This window comes from Nocardioides albus (assembly GCF_014648255.1).
Lineage (GTDB): Bacteria > Actinomycetota > Actinomycetes > Propionibacteriales > Nocardioidaceae > Nocardioides > Nocardioides albus.
The window spans coordinates 24149-47240 of record NZ_BMQT01000002.1 but is presented as its reverse complement, the minus strand read 5'-3'; the positions used below and the strand labels follow the sequence as shown (position 1 = coordinate 47240).

Below are 23092 nucleotides of genomic sequence, written 5' to 3'. Positions count from 1 at the left end.
AACCGTAGGAGGATCTGGCAGTCTTGGACCCATGGTGGTGCAGACGATCCCTGCTCGGATCCGTTGGGCCGTTGATTTCATGGACATTCAACCGAACGATCATGTCCTTGAGATCGGCTGTGGCCCGGGGGCTGGTGCCGAGCTGATCTGTAGCCGGCTGGAGACCGGAAAACTATTTGCGATCGACCGCTCGGAGTCGGGTGTCGATCGTACGAAGCGACGCTGCGCGAAATACCTGGAGGCTGGACGCCTCACGGTCCGTCAGATCGACCTCGCAACGCTGCGGGTGCCGGTCAAGCGGCTGACGAAGGTGTTCGCGTTCAACGTCAACCTGTTCTGGGTGCGGGACGCATCCGCCGAGATCGCACTGCTCCACGAGCGCGTGCTCCCCGGCGGCACCGTCAACCTCTTCTACGAGGCCACCCAGCGCGAGCAGGTCCCCGAGATCGTCGAGAAGGCGAGCAAGGCCCTGGCCGACGCCGGCTTCCGCGTCTCCATCGTCGACTCCAAGGTCCCCGCCGCCGTCGGGATCATCGGCAAACGCTGACCCAGACCACGCCGAGACGTCACTTTCTGACGTCGAAGCGTCGATTTCTGACGTCGAATGGTCAATTCGGCGTCAAAAATCGACGTCTCGGCGACCTTTGGGTCAGGCAGGGCCCACCACGGCCAGGATCTCCGGGCGAGTCAGAATTTCGGCCGCGACCTCGCGGCACTCCTCCAACGTGACCGCGTCGATACGGGCGAGGACCTCGTCGATCGAGTAGAGCTCGCGATGGACCAGCTCGGCACGGCCGATGCGGGACATCCGGGAGGCCGAGTCCTCCAGACCGAGCACGAGACCTCCGCGCAGCTGCCCCTTGCCGAGCTCGAGCTCCTCGGCGGTGATGCCGTCGCGGGCGACGGCGGCCAGCTCGGAGCGTACGACCTCGAGCACCTCGTCGAGCTTGGCCGGCAGGCAGCCGACCTGGACCCCGAAGAGCCCGGTCTCGGCGTGGCTGTAGGCGTAGGAGTAGACCGAGTAGGCCAGGCCACGGCGCTCGCGGACCTCCTGGAAGAGCCGCGAGGACATCGCGCCGCCGACGGCGGTGTTGACCACCTCGAACGCGAAGCGTCGGTCGTCGCCGCGCTGCAGACCTTGGCGGGCGAGGATCACGTTGACCTGCTCCAACGGGCGCTGGGCGCTGATCTCGCCGGGGACGACGTCGATCGGCGACCCCTCCCGGGGCGGCACCGGAGCCGCGGACGCCGCGAGGAAGCCCGAACCGGAGAATGCCTTCTCCACCAACGCCACGACCCCGTCGTGGTCGACGTTGCCGGCGACCGAGACGACCATCCTCGGCGCCACGTAGTGGGCCTGGTAGAAGTCGTTGATCTCCGCCCGTGTCAGGGCGGTGATCGACTCCTCCGTGCCGGCGATGCCCCGCCCGAGCGGCGTCTCTGCGCCCCATGCCTGCGCGGCGACGAGGTTGTGGATGACATCGTCGGGATCGTCGTCGTGCATCGCGATCTCGTCGAGGATGACGTCCCGCTCGGCCTCGACGTCCTCCTCCGTGACCAGCGAGGAGGTCAGCATGTCGCCCATGACATCGACCGCCAGCGGCAGGTCGTCGTCGAGCACGCGCGCGTGGAAGCACGTGTACTCCTTGGCCGTGTAGGCGTTGAACTCCCCGCCCACGCGATCCAGCGAGGAAGAGATCTCCAAGGCCGTACGCGACGGGGTGCCCTTGAACAGCAGGTGCTCGAGGAAGTGGGAGCAGCCGTGCTGACGCGCCGTCTCGTCCCGGGACCCGACGGCGATGAAGACGCCGATCGCGGCCGAGCGGACCCCCGCCATCTGCTCGGTCACGATCCGCAGGCCCGAAGGATGGACCGTACGCCGCACCAGCGACGTCACTGCCCCGTTGACCTCGGTCTGCTCGAGCGTGACGGTGGTGCCGGGCTCCTGGTCATAGCCGGAGGACCGGCCGACACCTGCGTGTCGACCGGTCCCCCGGGTGGTGCGTGACGCCAAGGTCACTCCTCGTCTGCGGCCTCGGTGGCGGTCTCCGCAGGAGCTTCCTCGGAAGGAGCCTCCTCCTCGAGGACCGGGGCCAGCGAGAGCTTGCCGCGGTCGTCGATCTCGGCGATCTCGACCTGGATCTTCTGGCCGACCTCGACGACGTCCTCCACCGACTCGACCCGCTTGCCGCCGTTGAGGGCGCGCAGCTTGGTGATGTGGAGCAGGCCGTCCTTGCCCGGGAGCAGAGCGACGAACGCACCGAAGTTGGTCGTCTTCACGACCGTGCCGAGGTAGCGCTCGCCCACCTCGGGCATGGTCGGGTTGGCGATCGCGTTGACCGCCGCACGGGCGGCCTCGGCGGCGCCGCCGTCGGTTGCACCGATGAGCACCGTGCCGTCGTCCTCGATGGAGATCTGGGCGCCGGTGTCGTCCTGGATCTGGTTGATGACCTTGCCCTTGGGCCCGATCAGCTCGCCGATCTTGTCGACCGGGACCTTCACGGTGATGATCCGCGGAGCGGTCGGAGCCATCTCCTCGACGCCACCGATGGCCTCGTGCATGACGTCCAGGATGGTCGTACGCGCGTCCTTGGCCTGGTTGAGGGCCTGGGCGAGGACCTCGGCCGGGATGCCGTCGAGCTTGGTGTCGAGCTGCAGCGCGGTCACGAACTCCGCGGTGCCGGCGACCTTGAAGTCCATGTCGCCGAAGGCGTCCTCGGCACCGAGGATGTCGGTGAGCGCGACGTACTTCGTCTCGCCGTCGATCTCACCGGAGATCAGACCCATCGCGATGCCGGCGACCGGGGCCTTCAGCGGCACACCGGCGTTGAGCAGCGACATCGTCGAGGCGCAGACCGAACCCATCGAGGTGGAGCCGTTCGACCCCATCGCCTCGGAGAGCTGGCGGATCGCGTAGGGGAACTCCTCGCGGCTCGGGAGCACCGGCAGGAGCGCGCGGCGCGCGAGCGCACCGTGGCCGACCTCGCGGCGCTTGGGCGAGCCGACGCGGCCGGTCTCACCGGTGGAGAACGGCGGGAAGACGTACTTGTGCATGTAGCGGCGGTGCTTCTCGGGGGACAGCGTGTCGAGCTGCTGCTCCAGCTTGAGCATGTCGAGGGTGGTGACACCCAGGATCTGGGTCTCGCCACGCTCGAAGAGCGCGGAGCCGTGGACCCGCGGGATCACGCCGACCTCGGAGTGCAGCGGACGGAGGTCGGCCAGGCCGCGACCGTCGATGCGGACCTGATCGCGCAGGACCTGGGTGCGGATGGCCTTCTTGGTGATGGCCTTGTACGCCGCGCCGATCTCGCCCTCACGGCCCTCGAACTGGGCGCCGAGCTTCTCGAGCAGGGCGAGCTTGATCTTGTCGCCCTCCTCCTCGCGCTCCTGCTTGCTCAGGACACGCTCGCGCGAGCCCTTGACGCTGTAGAGGTCAGTGACGTCGGCGCCGACGGTCGCCTCGACGGCCTCGTAGACGTCGTCCTGGTAGTCCAGGAAGACCGGGTAGTCCTGGACCGGCTTGGCGGCCTGCTTGGCCAGCTCGGCCTGGGCCTCGACCAGCTGCTTGATGAACGGCTTGGCGGCGTCCAGACCACCGGCCACGATCGGCTCGGTCGGCGCCTGGGCACCGGAGGCGACCAAGTCCCAGGTCTGCTCGGTGGACTCGGCCTCGACCATCATGATGGCGACGTCACCGGTGTCGGTGACCCGCCCGGCGACGACCATGTCGAAGACGGCGTTCTCGAGCTGGCTGTGGGTCGGGAAGGCAACCCACTGGCCCTCGATCAGGGCGACGCGCACGCCGCCGACCGGGCCGGAGAACGGCAGACCGGAGAGCTGGGTGGACATCGACGCGGCGTTGATCGCAAGCACGTCGTAGGGGTGGTCGGGGTCGAGCGCCATGACGGTGATGACGACCTGGACCTCGTTGCGCAGACCCTTCTTGAAGGTCGGGCGCAGCGGGCGGTCGATCAGGCGGCAGGTGAGGATCGCGTCCTCGCCCGGGCGACCCTCGGAACGGAAGAACGAGCCGGGGATCTTGCCCGCGGCGTACATCCGCTCCTCGACGTCGATGGTCAGCGGGAAGAAGTCGAAGTGGTCCTTCGGCTGCTTGGAGGCGGTGGTCGCCGAGAGCAGCATCGTCTCGTCGTCGAGGTAGGCGGTCACGGAACCCGCGGCCTGCCGGGCGAGCAGCCCGGTCTCGAACTTGACGGTGCGGGTGCCGAACTTGCCGTTGTCGATGGTCGTCTCGACGGCGGTGATGACTGGTTCAGTCAAGGATTCGTCCTTGTCTAGGTCTCGGAGCGCCCCCGCGCCGGGCATGTGCACTCGTTGTGCACGGGGCCGGTCTTCGATCGAGACCCTCAGGTTCGCGACGGACCTGGGAATCACTACCGAGGACCGAGCCGGACGGGCGGGCCGCTCCTGGTGATGTTCATTTCTTCGTACGCCGGCCAACGGCCGTAGCACTTTCGGCCCAGCCTATCCGCCGACCGGCCGAAACGTGGAACGCACGCCTGCGCCCGCTTCCGGGTCGTGTCTCAGACGACTGTGACGGGGTGGCGCACGACGGCGTCGAAGAAGTAGCCGCCGGGGTTGTGGGCGGCGGCGTCCGGCTGGGTGCGACCGGCCCGATCGGCCGCCCGGACGAGGATCTCGTACGTCCCCGGCTCGGGATCGCGCCAGGTGTGAGCCCACTGGGCCCAGCCGAGCCCATGGCCTCCGGTGGGGCGGCCGGGGGCATGCTGGGTCGCGAGCGCCCACGTCGCTCCCCCGTCGACGCTGATCTCGACGCGGGAGATCGGCGCGGCACCGGACCAGGACCGCCCGGTCAGCACGAACCGGTCACCGGCCGGGATCTCGGCGTTCCACTCGAGCTCGAGGGCGGAGCGGACCGGGTTGACGGTGAGCGGGCCGTCGACGTTGTACCACTTCGTGTCCCACGGCGAGGTGAGCTCGCTCGTGGACACCTCGAGCGAGCCCAGCCACTTGATCGACGCGATCCCGATCCAGCCCGGCAGCAGCAGTCGCAGCGGAAAACCGTGGTCGGGCAACAGGGCCTCGCCGTTGGCTCCCCACACCAGCAGCGCGTCGTCGAAGGCCTTCTCGATCGGGAACGGGCGTCGCACCCGGCCGTGGTCGACCCCCTTGTCCACATAGCTCGCGTCGAGCCCGGTCGCCTGCACCGAGACCGCGTCGGGGCGGATGCCGGCGGCGGTGAGGACGTCCTTGACCCGCACACCCTTCCAACGGACGGCCCCCACCGCACCCAGCGTCCACCTGGTGCCGCTGACCTCCTGGCCCTGCTGGGTGGCGAAGAAGCTGCGGCCGTTGCCGGTGCACTCGTGCACCGAGGTCGTCTCGACATGCCGGAAGGCCTTGATCTCCTCCAGGGTGAGTCTCACGCCGGCCGGGTCCCGCATCCCGTCACCGAAGATCCGCAGCTCGTACGACGCAGGGTCGATCTGCGGGGTCGCGGTGTGGTTGCGTACGAACAGGTCGGACTGCGGGGTCAGGTAGCGACGCGGGTCGACCGAGTCCCAGCGGGTCTCGGCGTTGGTGCCGTAGTCGATGAACCGCTCGGCCGGGAGCGGCTTGAGGATCGCCGGAGCGGCTGCGGCAGCGCCGGATGCCACCGCCCCCGCGCCCTGAGTCGTGCCCACCGCGGCCGCGCCGAGCGCGGAGGCCGTGAGGAAGGAGCGGCGGTTCAGACCTGGGGACGTCATGGAGCTCAGATTAACATCAGTAATTCACTCAACATAGACCATCGGGAAGTTCGGCCGCCGAAGCCCGGTGACGAGACGGCGAACGGGCCGCCTCCCGAATGGGAGACGGCCCGTTGCGTACGCGTTGAGAACCAGATCAGCGACGAAGGCCGAGCTTCTCGATGATCGAGCGGTAGCGCTCGATGTCCTTCTTCTGAAGGTAGTTGAGAAGGCGGCGACGCTGGCCGACGAGCAGCAGCAGACCACGACGGCTGTGGTGGTCGTGCTTGTGCTCCTTGAGGTGGTCGGTCAGGTGGGAGATGCGGTGCGACAGCAGCGCGATCTGCACCTCCGGCGAGCCGGTGTCACCCTCGGTCGTGGCGTGCTCGGCGATGATCTTCTTCTTGGTCTCCGCGTCAGTTCCAATTGCCATGCGAAGGCTCCCTTCCGGCCCGTGGGCCTAACTCGTTGCGCGGCGCGCCCGGGCCTGTTCACCGGGGCACTCTTGATCCGCGGCCGATTTCACGGCTTGAGCTGCCGACCCCCATGGGCCGACAACCCGAGAAGATTAACAGCGAGTCGGCATACCCCCCGAATCGCCACCGGATCAGGCCACGAGCACGAGCCGTGCCACCCGCCGGCGCAACCTCCACCAGAACTTCATCGCTCTCCCCCTCGACTCTCCCGTCACCTTGTAGGACGCTGCGGAGCCGGCTCCGGTTGCATCCTCAGCTCATGGTTTCTCGGCAGCGCTCGGCGAGGCGGACGGCGAGGCGGACGGCGAGCTCGTCGCGACCCCCGGTAGCGAGGCCTTGGGTACGCTCGCCAGCGGCGGCTCCTGGATCGCCGGGGCGCCATCACTCGCGAAGGCGTTCGGGTCTCGATCCATAGTGGGTTGCACACGGCTGGGCAGTGGGAACACGTTGTAGAGCTGCGCAGCACCGTTCGACCACGGGTAGAAGATCCGCGCCTGCAGCGACTCCCCCGTGTTCTCGTCCATGCACAGCTCGGTGATGATCCCGTCCTCGTCTGGCACGGCGGGAGGGAGCGGGTCGGCGACCGTCGACGTGCAGTCAGGCTGGACAGCGACGTCGATCGGCTTCCCGTTCTGGTCGAAGAGCTGAACCCCGGTCAGCGGCTTGCCCGAGGCGTCGTACGGGTAGATGTTGGTGACCGTCTTGCCGCCGGAGTAGACGCCCTCACGCGCACCGATCGGTTCACCGTCACCGGTCACTCCGGTCACCTCGCTGTAGCCGTCCTGCCAGCCACGGTCATACTCCGCACTGCTCCCGAGGACGCCGCCGGCCCAGCTCATGAAGAGCACGAACGCCGCGAACATGTTCAGGCCCAGGAGCACGACCCGCGCGCCGGTCCCTCGCTCACCACCCGGCCAGACACGACCGGTGCCGATGAACATGCTGACCGCCACCGCGACGATGAGGAGCACGACCCCTGGAGCGCTCGACACGCCCCATCCGAACATCGCCGAGACCAGCCAGGCCGCCGCCCAGGCACGCACGATCCACCACAGCGGCTGCAGCCAGGCGACAACAGGCCCCAGATCCGTACGCAGCAGCTCTCCGAGTTTCGCGACTGCGGCGTCGAAGCGGTCGTGACCGGCATCCAGGAGCCCGTCGACCCGCTCCGCGAGACCGCGAGGCGCCGCCGACCCAGCCGGGATACCGGCGGCGGCCCGGAGCTCCTTGGCGTACTCGACCGGATCCCCGAGCGCCTCGGGACCACGCTCCCCGACCAGCTCGGTGAAGTCGGCCTCGAGCCCGTCGGTGATGTCGCTGAGCACCTCCGGGTCGAGATCGGCGAGCTCACGGCGTACCTGAGCCAGGAAGAGCCGCACCTCGGGTGCGACGTTCGCCTCTGCGTCTGTGCTGGTCATGCTCGCGCCCCTTGGAGGATCTCGGTGACAGTGGTGGAGAAGTGGGACCAGTCCTCGCTCTGTTGCTTGAGCTGGCCTTGCCCGGCAGGCGTGATGCCGTAGTACTTGCGGTGCGGACCGGACTCGGACGGCACGACGTAGGAGGTCAGGGCACCCGCGGCGTACAGCCGTCGCAGGGTGCCGTAGACAGACGCGTCCCCGACGTCCGTGAGCCCGCTGTCGCGGAGCTTGCGGACGATGTCATAGCCGTACGCGTCCTCGCCGTCGACGACGGCCAGGACGGTCAGGTCGAGCACCCCTTTGAGCAGCTGGGTGGTATCCATGCTTCGCACACTACTACGCAGTGCGCACTACTTGCTACAGCATGACACCGCGCGCCGCCGAGAAGATCGGCGGCAACGAGGAGCCGGCAGGCTAAGACCGGCCGCGTACGTCGCGGACGAAGTCCTTCCACGCCGCCGTGTCACCGGCCGGCCCGGAACCGAGGGCAGGGCCGCGAGCGGGCCCGGTGAAGGTGCGGACCTGGACCGGCTGAGCCGGTCGCCCGGACGCCGAGGCGGGCGACAGGCTCGTCTGCGCGGTCGGTAGGGCGACGCTCGAGCGCAGCTGCTGGCCGTAGCCGCCGGGTGCGCCCCCGGAGCCGCCAGGGATGAGCGAGGACATCGGCGCGTACTCCTCCACCTCGTCACTCTTGCCGGGCACCGCGAGCCAGATCAGCGCGATCAGCAACCCGGTCGCCCACCCATAGGTCAGCCCGTACGCCGCACCCGACTCGAGCACGTCACCGAGCGTCGCCACCAGCGAGCCGGAGCGGCCGTCCGAGTAGTAGGCGTAGACGCTCTCTGCGACCTGGCCGGCGGCCGTGGCGACGATCGCTGCGAACCAGCAGCCGAGGAAGACCGGCCAGAACGCCCTCGGCCAGATGCCGATGGTGCCGAGCCAGGTCAGCAGCCACGTCAGCACGAAGACGGTCGCGGTGAGGATGGTGGAGTGGACGAGGGCGTCGCCGGAGAAGAGGTCGCCGAAGGAGCCGCTGCCGAAGTAGGTGAGCCGGCCTCCGAGCAACGAGGCCAGCCAGCCGGCCGAGTTGGTGCCGTTCTCGTCGGCCCAGGTCGACAACGGGGCCGATCCGGAGAAGAACTGGAGGGCCCAGAGCCCACCGGTGACGAGGACCGCGTTGAGAGTGGCCGGGATGCCGCCGCGAGCGCGCTCGGCCTCGACCTCGGTCTCGTAGACGGACGTGGGGGTGGAGTGGGGATCCATGGCGAGCCATTCAACCGCACCCGAACCCGGCTGGGTAGGGCACCGGGGTCGGAGAGCGCGGATGGGCCCGTCTGATCTACTGCTCGGCCAGGATCTCGCGCGCGCGCACCACGTCGGCACGCATCTGCTCCACGAGCGCGTCGATCCCCTCGAAGGCGACCATCCCGCGCAACCGCTCCACGAAGGCGACCTCGACCTCGACGCCGTAGAGCTCGAGGTCGTCACGGTCGAGCACGTAGGACTCGACCCGACGCCCAACCACGCCCTCGAAGGTGGGGTTGGTGCCGACCGAGATGGCCGCAGGGAACCGCTCACCGGTGTCGCGCCGCGTCAGCCAGCCTGCGTAGATGCCGTCGGGTGGCACCGCGGTCAGCGAGTCGGTGGGCACGTTGGCCGTCGGGAAGCCGAGCTCGCGGCCGCGCTGGTCGCCCTTGACGACGATCCCGCGCACCGAGTAGGGCCGGCCCAACGCCTCGGCGGCACCGGTGACGTCACCGGCCGCCAGACACGTGCGGATATACGTCGATGACCAGACCTGGGGCCCGCCGTCGAGCGGGATCCCCTCGGCGGAGAAGTCGTGGATCTTGCCGTAGGCGACCAGGTCGGCCACGTCGCCGGCGGCCTTGCAGCCGTAGCGGAAGTTGGCGCCGACCACGCACGCCTCGGCATGCAGCGCGTCGACGAGGACCCGCTGGGCGAAGTCGTCGGGCGACCAGTTGGCCATCTCCATGTCGAAGGGCAGCGCGAGCACTGCGTCGGCGCCCGCGGCGAGCAACAGCTCGGCGCGCTCCTCCATCGTGGTGAGCACACCCGGGGCGTGCTCGGGTCGCAGCACCGCCATCGGGTGCGGGTCGAAGGTGACCGCCACGAGGGTGAGCTCCTTGGCGTCTGCCACCTCGCGCCCCCGGCGCAGCACATGCTGGTGCCCGAGGTGGACGCCGTCGAAGTTCCCGACCACGACACAGGTGCGGCCGAGGTCGGCGGGCACCTCGCTCAGACTTCTCCAGAACACGCCGCCAGAATATCCATCCTCGGTCCCCTTCCCGGGATCCGGGCCACCTGGCAACCAAACAGTAACCTGTTCTACCTATCCTCGTTGGTGGAGGCATGGAGAGCCTCGTACGCAGAGCCACCATGTCCCTCGCTCCGCTGGTCCTTCTCGGGGGCGCCCTCAGCGCCCCCGCAGAGGCAGCCCAGCCACCTCCTGCGTACGACGCGAACGTGCAGATCACCGAGCACGGGATCCCGCACATCACCGCTCGCGACTGGGGCTCCCTGGGCTACGGCAGCGGCTGGGCCACCGCCGGGGAGGCGACCTGCACCCTGGCCGACATCCTGCTCAGCGCCCGGGGCGAGCGCTCCCGCTGGCTCGGCGCCGACAAGGTCTACGACGACGGTGTCTCCAAGCCGACCACCAACCTCGACTCGGACGTGCTGGTGGGTGATCTCCACAACCGGCAGGTGGTCGAGCAGCTGCTCGAGTCCCCGGCCGGGCCGTCGACGCGTGCGAAGCAGATGGTGCGGGGATATGCCGCCGGGGTCAACGAGTGGCTGCGTACGCACGAAGTCACCGACCCGGCCTGCGCGGACGCTCCCTACATCCGGGCAGACGTCACCGATATCGAGGTCTGGTACGGCGTCTATCTCGCCAACCTGATCGCCTCGGCCGGGCAGTTCGTGGGCGAGATGAACGCCGCCTCTCCCCCGTCGCTGACCGACCCCGGCCTGCCCGATCTGCCCGGCGCCCTGGGGCTGCCGTCGCTGCCCACCACTGCCGCCGAGGTGCCGGCTGCGGCCGCGAAGGTGGACAAGAAGGCTCTGCTGGCCTCCTTCGGCCGCGACCCCGAGCGCGCCTTCGGGTCGAACGCGACCGCGATCGGCGGGGACGCCAGCTCGACCGGTGCCGGGATGCTGCTCGGCAATCCGCACTTCCCCTGGCAGGGCCGCTACCGGTTCACCCAGCAGCACCTGACGATCCCAGGCGAGTACGACGTCGCCGGCGCCTCGCTGATCGGCTCGCCGGCGGTCAACATCGGCTGGAACGACGACGTCGCCTGGAGCCACACGGTCTCGACGGCCTATCGGTTCACGCCCTATGAATACACCACGCTCGGGCCGGGAACCCGCTACCTCACCCCGGACGGGGTGAAGCGCGCCGAGCGACGGGAGGTGGAGGTCGAGGTCAAGACCGCCTCTGGCACGACCACGGTCACCGAGGATCTCTACCGCACGTCCGAGGGCTACGTCATCGACTCCCCCTCGCAGCTGATGGCCTGGGGACCACAGAGCTTCTGGGCGATCCGGGACGCCAACGCCGAGCACCTGCGTACCATCGACACGTTCCTCGGCATGGGCTCCGCCTCCTCGGTCGGCGATCTGCTGGAGCGCCAGGACGCCGGCGGCGGGATGCCGTGGGTCAACACGGTCGCGGCCGACCGCCACGGCGACGCCCTCTACGCCGACCACTCGGTTGTCCCGCACGTCACCGACGAGCTCGCCTCGCGCTGCATGACGGTCGTCGGTCGGCTGCTGAACGTCGTCGCCGGCCTGCCCGGTCTCGACGGCAACCGCGCCGGGTCTACCTGCGCCTGGGGATCCGACGCCGAAGCCCAGCGCCCCGGGATCCTCGGCGACGAGCACCTGCCGGACGTCGTCCGCCGCGACTGGGTCATGAACGCCAACGACTCCCACTGGCTGCCGAACCCGGACTCGCCGCTGGAGGGCTACCCCGCGATCCTCGGCTGCGAGCGGTGCGAGCGGACGATGCGTACGCAGATGGTGGCCCGCTACGTCACCGACCAGCTCGCCGCTCACGGCGTCGAGACGCCCACCTCGCTGGCGGAGCACGAGTACGACAACCGGCAGCGTACGGCCGAGGTGATGAAGGCCGATGGCGCCCTCGACCGGGTCTGCCGCTTGACCGGCGAGAAGGAGGCCTGCGCCGTCCTGGCCCGTTGGGACGGGCGGTCGGACGCGACCTCGGTCGGCACCGCGATCTTCACCGAGTTCGTCGAGCGGGCCCCGACCGGGATCCGGCTCTGGCGGGTGCCGTTCGACGCCGACCACCCGCTCGACACGCCGCGCGGGCTGCGCACGACGCCGAGCACGATCAAGGCGATGAAGGACGCGATCGCGGTCGTCGAGGCGACCGGTCTGCCGATCGACTCGCCGTGGGGCGCCTACCAGGTCGCCGCCGACCGCGGCGCTCCCCCGCTGCCCCTCGGCGGAGGCGAGGGCAACCTGGCCGGCAACGCCAATGCTTTGGCCTCCCGCAACCCAGGAGCGAACCACGGCTTCGCCAGGCCGATCACCTACGGCTCCTCCCACATCCAGGCCGTCTCGTTCGGCCCGGACGGCGTCGAGCCGCGCACGATCCTGACCTACGGCCAGTACGAGGATCCCGCCTCCCCGTGGTCCAGCGACCAGACCCGCCTCTTCTCCGAGGAGAAGTGGGTCGACTTCCCCTGGACCGACGCCGAGATCAAGGCAGCCCTCGTCGAGACCGTACGCCTGCGCTGACCCTCCTCGGCCGAGACGTCACTGCGGTCGGCCGAGACGTCACTGCGGTCGGCCGAGACGTCACTGCGGTCGGCCGAGACGTCACTGCGGTCGGCCGAGACGTCACTGCGGTCGGCCGAGACGTCACTGCGGTCGGCCGAGTTGGCAACGTTGTGCCAACTCGGCCGACGGGAGCGACGTCTCGGCCGACGTACCTGACGTCTCGGCCGCGGGGGGTCAGCCGACGAAGACGGCGGACGCCTTGGCGAGCTCGGGGCCGACCGGCTCGTAGAGCGCCAGGAACTCGCCGTCGGGGGCGAAGACGGCGGTGAGCCCGTCGAGCGGCAGCGCGAGCTTGCGCCCGTAGCGGACGTCCTGCGCCTGCTCATCAGAGAGGTCGTACGCCGGGAACGCCGCGCGAGCGGCGGCGGCCAGCGGGAGCGCGGCGAACTCCTCGGTGAGCTCGTCGAGAGTCCTGGCGACACCGAGATCGTATGGCCCCACGGCGGTGCGGCGCAGCGCCGTCAGGTGACCACCGACCCCGAGCGCCTCGCCCACGTCGCGGGCGATCGCGCGGATGTAGGTGCCGCTGGAGCAGCGCACCGAGATGTCGACGTCGACCACGTCGCCCTCACTTCGGACGTCCTCGACGGTGAGCTCGTGCACAGTGACGGGTCGGGCCTTCAGCTCGACCTGCTCTCCGTCGCGTACGCGCTGATAGGCACGCTTGCCGTCGACCTTGATCGCCGAGACGGCGGTCGGGACCTGGAGGATGTCCCCGATCTGGGCGGCGAAGGCGCTGCGTACGTCTTCGGCAGTCAGATCGCCGACGGCCGTCTCCGAGACGACCTCTCCCTCGGCGTCGTCGGTGGTCGTCGAGACCCCCAGCCGGACTGTCGCGTCGTAGGACTTCTCGGTCAGCATCAGGTGGCCGAGAAGCCGCGTGGCGCGCTCGACCCCCAGCACGAGTACGCCGGTTGCCATCGGGTCCAGGGTGCCGGCGTGCCCGACCTTGCGGGTTCCGGCCAGCCGCCGAACTCGCGCGACGACGTCGTGAGAGGTGATCCCTGCAGGCTTGTCGACGATGACGAGGCCAGAAGGAGCACTCACTCCTCGTCGTCCTCGTCTTCGTCCTCGCCCTCGTCCTCGCGGGGCTTCTTATAGGGGTCCGGCTCCCCGGCGTAGGACTCCACCCGAGCAGCGGCGACCGCCTCGTCCTGCGCCTTGGCGCGGGCGAGCACGTCGTCGAGGTGGCGTGCCGTCTCCGGCAGCGCGTCGTGGATGAACTCCAGCGTCGGGGCGGTGCGCGTGCCGAGCTGCTTGGCGACCTCGGAGCGGATCAGCCCCTTGGCCGACTCCAGCGCCGCGGCCGTGCCGGCGAGCTCGGCCTCCGAGTCCGCTCCCAGCACTGTGTAGAAGATCGTCGCGTTCTGGCTGTCACCGGTCACTCGTACATCGGTGATGGTGACGAAGCCGATCCGCGGATCCTTGATCCGCCGCTCCAGCATCTGAGCGACAACGACCTTGATCCGGTCCGCGATCCGACGCACCCGTGGGCTACTCATGTTCACACTCTCTCAAATAATCGAAGCAAATCGAGACGTTGGCCGGGCCGCGACTGCGACCCGGCCAACGTCAGAGGCTCGTTCAGCCCCTCGGAATCTCCACCATCTCGAAGGCTTCGACGAAGTCGCCTTCCTTGATGTCCTGGAAGTTCTTCAGGACAAGACCGCACTCGAAGCCCTCGCGGACCTCGGAGGCGTCGTCCTTCTCGCGGCGCAGCGAGGCCAGGTCGAGGTTGTCGGCCACCACGGCGCCGTCGCGCAGGACGCGAACCTTGGCGTTGCGGCGGATGAGGCCCTCGGTGACCATACAACCGGCGATGTTTCCGGCCTTCGACGAGCGGAAGATCGCGCGGATCTCCGCCTTGCCGAGGACCTTCTCCTCGTACTCCGGCTTGAGCATGCCCTTGAGGGCCGCCTCGATCTCCTCGATCGCCTGGTAGATGACCGAGTAGTAGCGGATCTCGACACCCTCGCGGTCGGCCAGCTCCGTCGCCTTGCCCTGCGGGCGGACGTTGAAGCCGATGATGATCGCGTCGGAGGCAGCAGCCAGGTCGACGTTGGTCTCGGTGATCGCACCGACACCGCGGTCGATGACCCGGATGGAGACCTCGTCGCCACCCACGTCGATCTTGGCCAGTGCGTCCTCGAGCGCCTCGACCGAACCGGACACGTCGCCCTTGAGGATGAGGTTGAGCTCCTGGCTCTCGCCCTTCTCCATGGAGGCCATGAAGTCCTCCAGCGTGCGGCGTACGCGGCGCTTGGCCTGCTGCGCGGCACGCTCGCGTGCCTCGCGCTTCTCGGCGATCTGGCGAGCCATCCGGTCGTCCTCGACGACCAGGAAGCTCTGACCGGCACCCGGCACCGCCGAGAGACCCAGGACCATCGCCGGACGCGACGGGGTCGCCTCGGTGATCTCGTGGCCGTACTCGTCGATCATCGCGCGGACACGGCCGTGGGCCGGGCCGGCGACGATGGACTCACCCACGCGCAGCGTGCCGCGCTGGACCAGGATGGTCGCGACCGGGCCGCGGCCACGGTCGAGGTGAGCCTCGATGACGATGCCCTGCGCGTCCTGGCTGGCGTTGGCCTGCAGGTCGAGCGAGGCGTCGGCGGTCAGCACGACGGCCTCGAGGAGGCCTTCGATGTTGATCCGCGACTTCGCCGAGATCTCGACGAACATGGTGTCGCCGCCGTACTCCTCGGGGATGACGCCGTATTCGGTCAGCTGGCCGCGGATCTTGGTCGGGTCCGCCTCCGGCTTGTCGATCTTGTTGATCGCGACCACGATCGGGACACCGGCCGCCTTGGCGTGGTTGAGCGCCTCGATCGTCTGCGGCATCACGCCGTCATCGGCAGCGACCACGAGGACCGCGAGGTCCGAGGACTGCGAACCACGAGCACGCATGGCGGTGAACGCCTCGTGACCCGGGGTGTCGATGAAGGTGATCCTGCGCTCTTGGCCGTCGACCTCGGTCGCGACCTGGTAGGCACCGATGTGCTGGGTGATGCCACCGGCCTCGCCCTCGATGACGTTGGCGTCACGGATGGCATCGAGCAGCTTGGTCTTACCGTGGTCGACGTGACCCATGACGGTGACGACCGGCGGACGGACCGTCCAGTCGGACTCGTCGCCCTCGTCGCCGAGCTCGATGTCGAAGGACTCCAGCAGCTCGCGGTCCTCGTCCTCAGGGGAGACGACCGAGACGATGTAGTTGAGCTCCTCACCGAGCAGCTCGAGGGTCTCGTCGTTGACGGACTCGGTCGCGGTGACCATCTCACCGAGGCCGAACAGCATCTGCACCAGCTGGGCCGGGTCGACGTTGATCTTCTCGGCGAAGTCGGTCAGCGAGGAACCACGGGCGAGACGCACGGTCTCGCCGTTGCCCTTGCGGACGCGGATGCCACCGATCGTCGGGGCCTCCATGGCCTCGAATTCCTGACGACGCGCCCGCTTCGACTTCCGGCCGCGACGCGAGGGACCACCCGGGCGACCGAAGGCACCCTGGGTCGTTCCGCGACCACCGGGACGACCGGCACCCGGACGACCCCCGAAGCCACCGCCACCGGGACGACCCGGAGCACCGCCGCCGGCACCGGGACGACCACCGGCACCCGGACGGCCACCGCCGCCGGGACGACCCGGAGCACCGGCGCGGCCGCCGCCACCGCCGCCGGGACCGCCACCAGGACGAGCACCGAACGCGGCCGGGGACTTCGGCATCATCGCCGGGTTGGGACGCGGCATACCGGGACGGCCACCACCCTGGCCACCCTCACGGGCGGCAGCAGGACGCGGCGGACGCTGGTCGCCACCGGCCGGGGCACCGCCCTGGCCGCCCTGGCCACCCTGACCTCCACCCTGGCCGCCGGGACGCGGACGCCCCATGCCCTGGTTGGAGGAGAACGGGTTGTTGCCCGGGCGCGGAGCGCCGGGCTTGCCGACCGGACGCGGTCCGGGACGACCCGGACCGCCAGCGCCACCGCCAGCCGCGGGGGTCTGCGGACGAGCACCGGGCTTCGGCGCACCGGGCTTGGGCGCACCCGGCTTGGGCGCGGCCGGGCGTCGCTCGCCTCGGTCGGTCCCTGCGGGCGTGCTCGGGCTCGGCTTGGTTGCGGACGGAGCCGCCGCCGCGGGGGCGGCCGGCGGAGCCTCGGCCTTCTTGGCCGGGGGCTTCGGACCGGGCTTCGGAGCAGACGGCTTGGTCGCCGCAGGCGCCTCATCAACCTTCTCGGGCGCGCTGTCGGCGGCCTTCTTGGGTGCAGCAGGCTTGGGGGCAGCCGGCTTCGGGCCGGGCTTGGGGGCGGCCTTCTCGTCCGAGGACGCGGAACCACCGTTGCCGCCGGCCTTCAGGCCGGGGCCGATCTCCTTGCGGAAACGCATCTCCGCAGGCAACTCGACGGTCGAGCTCGCCGACTTGACGAACTCACCCATCTCCTTGAACTTCTCGAGAACGAACTTGCTCTCGACTCCGAACTCTTTGGCGAGTTCGTGGACTCGGGTCTTAGCCACGTTTCTCCTTCTGGCCACAGACCCGAGATCCGGGTGAAACTGTGACCACTAATGGTTGTAGAACACGCTCATCGCGAAGTACTCATCGAGTGCTCATGAGCTTTTGCTCCAGTTCCTGGTCAGTTGACCGTCGGCGACGGTCGTGGATGTCGGGCGCTTGTCGAGGTAGTCCTCCACCGGTGCGCTGGAAAGCCCGCCCGCGGCCCCTCTGCCTTTCGGGAACAGGGCCCGGGTGAACGCCTTCCGGCGCACCGCGAGTTCGTAACACTCACGCGTGGGGTGCACATGCGCCCCTCGCCCGGGTGCGGTGGCTGTCGGATCGGGCACCACGGCCGGCTGGCCGTCATGGTCCGAGCCGGCGGTCACCCGCAACAACTCGCGCTTGGCAGCTCGCTTCCGGCAACCCACGCACGTACGGACAGGTCCGTTCTGCGTAGTTTCTTCGAGGCGTGCCACCGATACTCAACACTACCGCTTCCGGGGTTCGGGAGACTAAACCGGGGCACCGGTCGTTCTTATTCCGTGACCCGACCTCACAAGACGGCGGCGATCTCCGGCCATGCCAGCGTGCCCAGCTCGCGGTCGGACTGCTCCGAACCGCCCCAATCGAACCTCTGACTGAACGCGAGCAGCGGCTCGCCGGGCAGCACGACCCGGTGACCGGCCTCCGGATGGGTCACCACGATCGTCTCGAGGTCGTGAGCCGTACGCCGGCGCCGGACCGCCTCCGCGAAGAGGACCGACGGCCACAGCGCATCGCCTCCCCCTGCGACCAGGACGACCTCGCCGGTGATGCGCTCGACCGGGATAGTCGCGGCGGGCACCCGGTCGGCGTACTTCTCCAGGGCGGAGAGGTAGGCCTCGCAGAACGACGGGAGCTCGCCGCCGGCATCCTTCACGGCCTCCTCGATCGCCTCGTCATCGAAGGGTACGAACGGCACCTGCTCGCCGCGCAGCGTCCACGACGAGCGCTGCGGCCGCTCCTCGCTCAGACCCGCCCAGGAGACGTACGTCGGCGAGATCCCGACCACCGCGTCGATCTCAGGGTGCAGCGTGCCGAGCAGCAGCGCCGCCTGGGCGCCCCAGGACGTACCGAGCACGACCAGCCGTTGGTAGCGGGAGTGGAGGTCGGCAAGTACGTCGTCGAACGTCTCCAGCGGCATCATCCGGGCCTCCCCCGGCTGTCCGGGGCCACCGAAGTAGCGGATCGAGGCAGCTGCGACCCCGTGCGAGGCCAGCATCCGGCACCGGTCTGTCTCGATCCGCCCCGAGGACCCGGAGAGGACGAGTACGCCGGTGGTGGCCCCCTCAGGCTCGACCAGGATGCCGTCGGGGTCGGTCAGATCGCTCTCACGCACGCTCAGGCGACCGGGGTCTCCTCGTCGGAGCGGATGTCGATGCGCCAGCCCGTGAGGCGAGCGGCCAGACGGGCGTTCTGCCCCTCCTTGCCGATGGCCAGCGAGAGCTGGTAGTCGGGCACGACGACACGGGCCGACTTGGTCGCCTCGTCGATGATCTGCACCGAGGCGACCCGGGCCGGCGAGAGCGCGGAGGCGACGAGCACCTTCGGGTCCTCGGACCAGTCGACGATGTCGATCTTCTCGCCCTGCAGCTCGGACATCACCTGGCGGACCCGCTGGCCCATCGGGCCGATGCAGGCGCCCTTGGCGTTGACGCCGGGGACGGTCGACTTGACCGCGATCTTGGTGCGATGGCCGGCCTCGCGGGCGATCGCGGAGATCTCGACGGTGCCGTCGGCGATCTCGGGGACCTCGAAGGAGAAGAGCTTCTTGACCAGGTTGGGGTGGGAGCGCGAGAGCGTGATCTGCGGGCCACGCATGCCCTTGCGGACACTCACCACGAGCGCCTTGATCCGGGTGCCGTGGCTGTAGTCCTCACCCGGCACGCGCTCGGAGAGCGGGATGACGCCCTCGAGCCGACCCAGGTCGACGAGCACGTCGTCGGGGTTGCGGCCCTGCTGGATGACGCCGGAGAGGATGTCCCCCTCCTTGCCGGAGAACTCGCCGAACTTCACGTCGTCCTCGGCGTCGCGCAACCGCTGCAGCACGATCTGCTTGGCGGTGGTGGCCGCGATCCGGCCGAAGCCCTCGGGCGTGTCGTCGTACTCCCCGACGACGTTGCCCTCGTCGTCGACCTCGGCGGCCAGCACGCGTACGTGCCCGGTCTTGCGGTCGAGGTCGACACGCGCCTTCGTCTGGGAGTCGCCGGTCTTGTGGTAAGCCGTCAGCAGACCCTGCTCGATCGCCTCGACGAGCACATCGAGCGAGATCTCCCGCTCCCGCTCCAGCATCCGCAGGATGCTCATATCGATGTCCATGGCCTACTCCCCCTCGTCGATCCGCTTGAACTCGATCTGCACAAGCGCTTTCTTCACTTCCGCGTACGCCACATCGCGTCGCTTGCCGCTCACCTCGAGACTCACGCGGTCCTCGTCGGACTCCTTGACGCGGCCGGTGAACGTGGAGCCGTCGACGGTGGTGACCTTGACCAGGCGACCCGCGTTGCGGCGCCAGTGGCGCGGCAGGGTCAGCGGCCGGTCGACACCGGGAGACGTCACCTCGAGGGTGTAGGGCTGCTCGCCCATGACGTCGGACTCGTCGAGGACCCGGTTGACCTCACGGGTTGCCTCGGTGACGCCGTCATGGTTGATCCCGCCGTCCTTGTCGACGGCGATCCGCAGGATCCGGCGCTTGCCGGCCGGCGTGATCTCCACGGCCTCGACGTCGAGGCCCAGGGCCAGAAGCGGGTCGACAAGGGCCTCCTCGATGGCACTCGCGATCGCGTCCTTCCGCTCAGCACTCAACGCGATCTCCCCCTGCATCCTGTTGTCTGTTCCTGTTGGCTGGTCCTGTCAGCCGGCCCACTTGTGTGGGCGGCCGAGCACACGCGGCACCGCCGATGACACCTTACCTGTACGCCTCAGGTGTCTCGAACAGCACGCGGCTGTGTTGGAAAGCCGCTGACGCAACTCCAGCGGGGTGTAGTTAGGGTTCCTCACGTGTTCCGGATGCTCTCGCGCCGCACCGCTGTGGCCCTCGCCGTGGTTACCCCGCTGGCCGCCTCGGCGTGTTCGGCCTCGGAGACGCTGAATCCTGTCAAAGCACCACCACCGAGCACTCCCCCGGCCCCCGCCAACCCGGACCAGAGTGTGATCGACGCCACGGTCGCCGAGATCCTCGGCGCCGACGAAGGCGCTCCGGCGGCGTTCGTCGAGCTGCATCGCATCCACATCGAGGCCCTGGCGCCGACCAAGGGCGTTCAGGCGGCGACGACGGGCCGATGGCAGGAACGCCAGCTCGCCCTGGTCACGACGCTCACCAGCGCCGCCGGGCATGCGGCAGACCCCCAGCTGATCACGCTGCTCGCCTCGGCCGCTGCCGCGCAGCAGCAGCTCCTGCACGGGCGGGGGCTGGCATGAGCGAGCGCCAGCGAGCGACAGCAGAGGTCGGGCCGCCGAATCCGTATGCTTTCCCTTCCTCGACGGGGGCGGCGGCATGACGACGGCGGACTCGGCCTCGACGGATGCCATCCAGGCTGCGCTCGCGGTCGAGCACTCGGCGATCTACATCCTCGGTGCCTTGGGTGGCCGCACCTCCGCCTCGTCGGCGCCGGCGCTGGCGAGCGCACTCGAGGCCGCGTACGAGGACCACGTGAACGCCCGTGAGGCCCTGGCCATCCGCGTGGTGGCCGCGGGGCTCGAGCCGGTCGCGTCCTCTGCCGTCTACGACCTGCCGCGCCGGATCGGGTCTGCGGAGAGCATCGGCGCCGCCGCCCTGCGCCTGGAGCAGGACACCACCGCGACCTATCTCTCCTTGGCGCCGAAGGCGACCGGCACCGATCGGATCCTGCTCGTCCAGCTGCTCTGCCGGGCGGCAGCGCGACAGCTCGACCTGGGTGCCAAGCCGACGGCGTTCCCCGGCACCTAGTGGCGGGTGCGGCCAAAACCAAGATGGCCCGCGAACCGTCCGGCGCGGGAGACTCCCGAGATGTCTCCCGAGACCGGGCGGCTCGCGGGCCAGGTTGTGGCCTGGACACGAGGCCTGAGAAGCCGCCTGGGGGCTGACTTCTCTTGCAAAAGTATGCAATCCCCACTCAGAATCGCCCAGACCCGCAAAAGCGCATTGCAAGAACTTGCAATTTTTCCCGGCGTCATTCCCAGGAGCGAACGATCTGGTGTATGCCGCTCAACCGTTGGGCGACGGCGTCCGGAGACCCCTCACTGTGGCCGAGCTGGCTGGCCGGGATGTTGCTGTGCGGGATGTGGATCGCCCGCAGACCGGCCTTCTGTGCACCGTACACATCGTCGAAGAGCCTGTCGCCCACGTAGACGCATCGAGACGGATCTGAGACCTTCACGGCATCCATCGCGGCCCGGAACGCCTCCTCGGCGGGCTTCGTCCACGGCACCTCGGAGGTGTAGACGTCACCGTCGATCAGGTCGAGCACCCCGTCGCGCTCGAAGAACCCGCGGTGCCACGCGCTTGGCCAGATCGTGTTGGACAGCACCCCGACGCGTACGCCATCGGCGCGAAGCGCCTCCCACAACGGTCCGACCTCGGGGTCGGTCAGGGTGTGCGGCTCCCAGAACTCGTAGTAGGCCTCGAGCAGGTCAGGATCGTGCTCGAGGCCGGCCTCGGTGAACAGATCACCGATGGTCGAGCTCTGCTGATGGTCACGGCTGCGGGCCCAGATCGTCTCGCCGGCCTGGTGGAGCCTGGTCGCGTTGACCGGGTGGTCGTCGTCGCCGGCGCCCCTCACCGCCTGGGCTAGCGCCAGGGACTCCTCATGGAAGTCGATGTCGTGCCACTTCGTGAGTGTCCCGCCCCAGTCGAAGATCACCGCGTCGATCGCCATGACGCGAGCCTACCGACGCCTACTCGGCGAGCTGGTCACGGAAGTCGGGGTGGGCGCAACGATCGATGATCCGCCGGGCCCGGGCGGCCGGCGAGAGACCGCGCAGGTCGGCGACGCCCTGCTCGGTGACCATGACCTGGACGTCGTGCCCGGTGTGGTCGACACGGCTCACGTTCGGGACGATGCGCGAGGCGGCACCCGACCCACCCGGGCCGGTGGTCGAGGATCCGACGAAGATGTTGAGGTGGGCGTTGCGGGCGAAGTCGCCCGACCCGTCGACAGCGCTCACGTTGCCGTGCAGGTCGGCTTCGAGCATCGAGTCGATCGCGATCAGGCCGAGGCGACGAATGACCTCGGGGTGGTTGGCGATCTCCTGGGTACGCAGCAGGATCCGGCCCTTGTAGTGGTGGACGTCGCTGTCGACCCGCCGGGCACCCTCGGCCGACAGCCGGAAGGAGGTGGCAGAGGCTCCGATCAGCTTCCCGCAGTCGAGCAGGTCGAGGTGTCCGTCCCGGATGTTCGCGGTGTAGGCCGTCATGTGCTCGAACTCGGCCGTCCGGAGTCCGGCGAGGACAGCGTCGGTGACGTCTCCCTCACCGACGTGGAGCGGGAGCAGGCTGTGGTGCAGTCGTTCGTGGCGTACCTCATGACGGAGGAAGTCCACGACGAGCTCGGCCATCTCCCGGCTCTCCTCGTCGATCGGGCTCAACGGCTGACCGGTGTCAGGAAGGTCGGTCTCGACGACGGCGACGATCTTGGCCGGGTCGACCAGCAGGTAGGGGTCGCCGATCCGTTGCATCGGCGTGGTCAGCTGGATCGGGGCGCGTAGCGGTGCGACCTGCGCACCGTGGTGGATGTCGTGAAATCCTTCGAACCCGCGCGGATGCCAGCCGTTGACCTCGAGGATCACCTTGTCGGCGAGATCGAGCCAGGTCTGGTTGTTGCCGACGCTGCTACCGGGCACGAGCAGGCCGTTGGGGAGGATCGCGGCCACCTCGACCACGGCGACGTCGAGAGCGCCGTAGAACCCCGAGGCTGCGTGCTGGGCGACCCGCGAGTGGCGTACGTCGACACCCACCGGCCACTCCTGGACCGCCACCAGCGCCGCCGGCACCACCTTCGGGCGCCCGACCCCGGCGAACCCCGAGAGCGCGATCGTCTCCCCCGGCCCGATCCGGGCCGCCGCCTCCGCTGCACTGACGACCCGCCCAGCGAGCGTACGATCAAGCACCCTGTCCCCCGTCATGGCTCGATCTTGCCTCACCCGCCAGTGTCGAATCAG

Annotated in this window: 21 protein-coding genes; 4 read left to right on the top strand and 17 right to left on the bottom strand. The window is 69.1% G+C overall.

Annotated elements, in window-relative coordinates:
• The first annotated feature begins 79 nt into the window (after window positions 1-79).
• Window positions 80-547, top strand: coding sequence for a class I SAM-dependent methyltransferase (locus tag IEY84_RS03530; protein ID WP_229788274.1), 468 nt, complete (start codon window positions 80-82; stop codon window positions 545-547).
• A gap of 102 nt (window positions 548-649) precedes the next feature.
• Here the strand turns inward: IEY84_RS03530 and IEY84_RS03525 are convergent, their stop codons facing one another.
• The 8 genes from IEY84_RS03525 to IEY84_RS03490 all read right to left on the bottom strand — a co-directional run bounded on the left by IEY84_RS03525 (window position 650) and on the right by IEY84_RS03490 (window position 9874).
• Window positions 650-2020, bottom strand: a complete 1371-nt coding sequence (locus tag IEY84_RS03525; RefSeq protein WP_373292280.1) for a M16 family metallopeptidase — start codon at window positions 2018-2020, stop codon at window positions 650-652.
• Window positions 2017-4278 carry a polyribonucleotide nucleotidyltransferase gene (locus IEY84_RS03520; protein WP_183545380.1) on the bottom strand — a complete coding sequence of 754 codons (2262 nt, stop codon included), beginning with the start codon at window positions 4276-4278 and terminating at the stop codon, window positions 2017-2019. Before IEY84_RS03520 ends, IEY84_RS03525 begins: the two co-directional genes overlap by 4 nt.
• A 263-nt stretch (window positions 4279-4541) precedes the next feature.
• Complete coding sequence (locus IEY84_RS03515) at window positions 4542-5726, bottom strand: molybdopterin-dependent oxidoreductase (RefSeq protein ID WP_183545381.1); 1185 nt, start codon at window positions 5724-5726, stop codon at window positions 4542-4544.
• A gap of 136 nt (window positions 5727-5862) precedes the next feature.
• Complete coding sequence (rpsO, locus tag IEY84_RS03510; protein WP_183545382.1) at window positions 5863-6138, bottom strand: 30S ribosomal protein S15; 276 nt, start codon at window positions 6136-6138, stop codon at window positions 5863-5865.
• A 300-nt stretch (window positions 6139-6438) separates the two neighbouring features.
• Window positions 6439-7599 carry a DUF1700 domain-containing protein gene (locus tag IEY84_RS03505; protein ID WP_183545383.1) on the bottom strand — a complete coding sequence of 387 codons (1161 nt, stop codon included), beginning with the start codon at window positions 7597-7599 and terminating at the stop codon, window positions 6439-6441.
• On the bottom strand, window positions 7596-7922 hold the full coding sequence (locus IEY84_RS03500) for a PadR family transcriptional regulator (RefSeq protein WP_176884102.1): 327 nt from the start codon (window positions 7920-7922) through the stop codon (window positions 7596-7598). Before IEY84_RS03500 ends, IEY84_RS03505 begins: the two co-directional genes overlap by 4 nt.
• A 91-nt stretch (window positions 7923-8013) precedes the next feature.
• Window positions 8014-8862 carry a hypothetical protein gene (locus tag IEY84_RS03495; RefSeq protein ID WP_183545384.1) on the bottom strand — a complete coding sequence of 283 codons (849 nt, stop codon included), beginning with the start codon at window positions 8860-8862 and terminating at the stop codon, window positions 8014-8016.
• 76 nt (window positions 8863-8938) lie between these two features.
• Window positions 8939-9874, bottom strand: coding sequence for a bifunctional riboflavin kinase/FAD synthetase (locus tag IEY84_RS03490; RefSeq protein WP_229788273.1), 936 nt, complete (start codon window positions 9872-9874; stop codon window positions 8939-8941).
• Window positions 9875-9969: 95 nt separating this feature from the next.
• On the opposite strand from IEY84_RS03490, the gene IEY84_RS03485 reads away from it, so the two are divergent.
• Window positions 9970-12381 (top strand): penicillin acylase family protein, encoded by a 2412-nt coding sequence (locus tag IEY84_RS03485; protein WP_183545385.1) that lies wholly within the window; start codon window positions 9970-9972, stop codon window positions 12379-12381.
• A gap of 216 nt (window positions 12382-12597) precedes the next feature.
• On the opposite strand, the gene truB is transcribed toward IEY84_RS03485, so the two are convergent.
• The 7 genes from truB to rimP all read right to left on the bottom strand — a co-directional run bounded on the left by truB (window position 12598) and on the right by rimP (window position 19759).
• Window positions 12598-13470: a tRNA pseudouridine(55) synthase TruB gene (gene truB / locus IEY84_RS03480; protein ID WP_183552085.1), complete on the bottom strand. Its 873-nt coding sequence runs from the start codon at window positions 13468-13470 to the stop codon at window positions 12598-12600.
• Window positions 13467-13925, bottom strand: coding sequence for a 30S ribosome-binding factor RbfA (gene rbfA, locus IEY84_RS03475; protein ID WP_183552082.1), 459 nt, complete (start codon window positions 13923-13925; stop codon window positions 13467-13469). Before rbfA ends, truB begins: the two co-directional genes overlap by 4 nt.
• 82 nt (window positions 13926-14007) lie before the next feature.
• On the bottom strand, window positions 14008-16935 hold the full coding sequence (gene infB, locus IEY84_RS03470; protein WP_189129290.1) for a translation initiation factor IF-2: 2928 nt from the start codon (window positions 16933-16935) through the stop codon (window positions 14008-14010).
• Between the two features lie 93 nt (window positions 16936-17028).
• A complete protein-coding gene (locus IEY84_RS03465) occupies window positions 17029-17343 on the bottom strand; it encodes a YlxR family protein (protein WP_268244435.1) in 315 nt (104 codons plus the stop codon).
• A gap of 125 nt (window positions 17344-17468) precedes the next feature.
• On the bottom strand, window positions 17469-18293 hold the full coding sequence (locus IEY84_RS03460) for an alpha/beta fold hydrolase (protein WP_183552073.1): 825 nt from the start codon (window positions 18291-18293) through the stop codon (window positions 17469-17471).
• A 2-nt stretch (window positions 18294-18295) separates the two neighbouring features.
• Window positions 18296-19273 (bottom strand): transcription termination factor NusA, encoded by a 978-nt coding sequence (nusA, locus tag IEY84_RS03455; RefSeq protein WP_183552070.1) that lies wholly within the window; start codon window positions 19271-19273, stop codon window positions 18296-18298.
• 3 nt (window positions 19274-19276) lie between these two features.
• Entirely contained in the window at window positions 19277-19759 is a 483-nt protein-coding gene (gene rimP, locus IEY84_RS03450; protein WP_229788270.1) for a ribosome maturation factor RimP, read from the bottom strand.
• A 195-nt stretch (window positions 19760-19954) separates the two neighbouring features.
• On the opposite strand from rimP, the gene IEY84_RS03445 reads away from it, so the two are divergent.
• Complete coding sequence (locus IEY84_RS03445; RefSeq protein WP_183552064.1) at window positions 19955-20374, top strand: hypothetical protein; 420 nt, start codon at window positions 19955-19957, stop codon at window positions 20372-20374.
• 76 nt (window positions 20375-20450) lie between these two features.
• Window positions 20451-20882: a DUF4439 domain-containing protein gene (locus IEY84_RS03440; protein WP_183552061.1), complete on the top strand. Its 432-nt coding sequence runs from the start codon at window positions 20451-20453 to the stop codon at window positions 20880-20882.
• 223 nt (window positions 20883-21105) lie between these two features.
• Here IEY84_RS03440 and IEY84_RS03435 read toward each other — a convergent pair whose 3' ends face one another.
• Together IEY84_RS03435 and IEY84_RS03430 are read right to left on the bottom strand one after the other, a co-directional pair.
• Window positions 21106-21810, bottom strand: a complete 705-nt coding sequence (locus IEY84_RS03435) for an HAD family hydrolase (RefSeq protein ID WP_183552058.1) — start codon at window positions 21808-21810, stop codon at window positions 21106-21108.
• 19 nt (window positions 21811-21829) lie between these two features.
• Window positions 21830-23056 carry an acetyl-CoA hydrolase/transferase C-terminal domain-containing protein gene (locus IEY84_RS03430; RefSeq protein WP_183552055.1) on the bottom strand — a complete coding sequence of 409 codons (1227 nt, stop codon included), beginning with the start codon at window positions 23054-23056 and terminating at the stop codon, window positions 21830-21832.
• Between the last annotated feature and the right edge of the window lie 36 nt (window positions 23057-23092).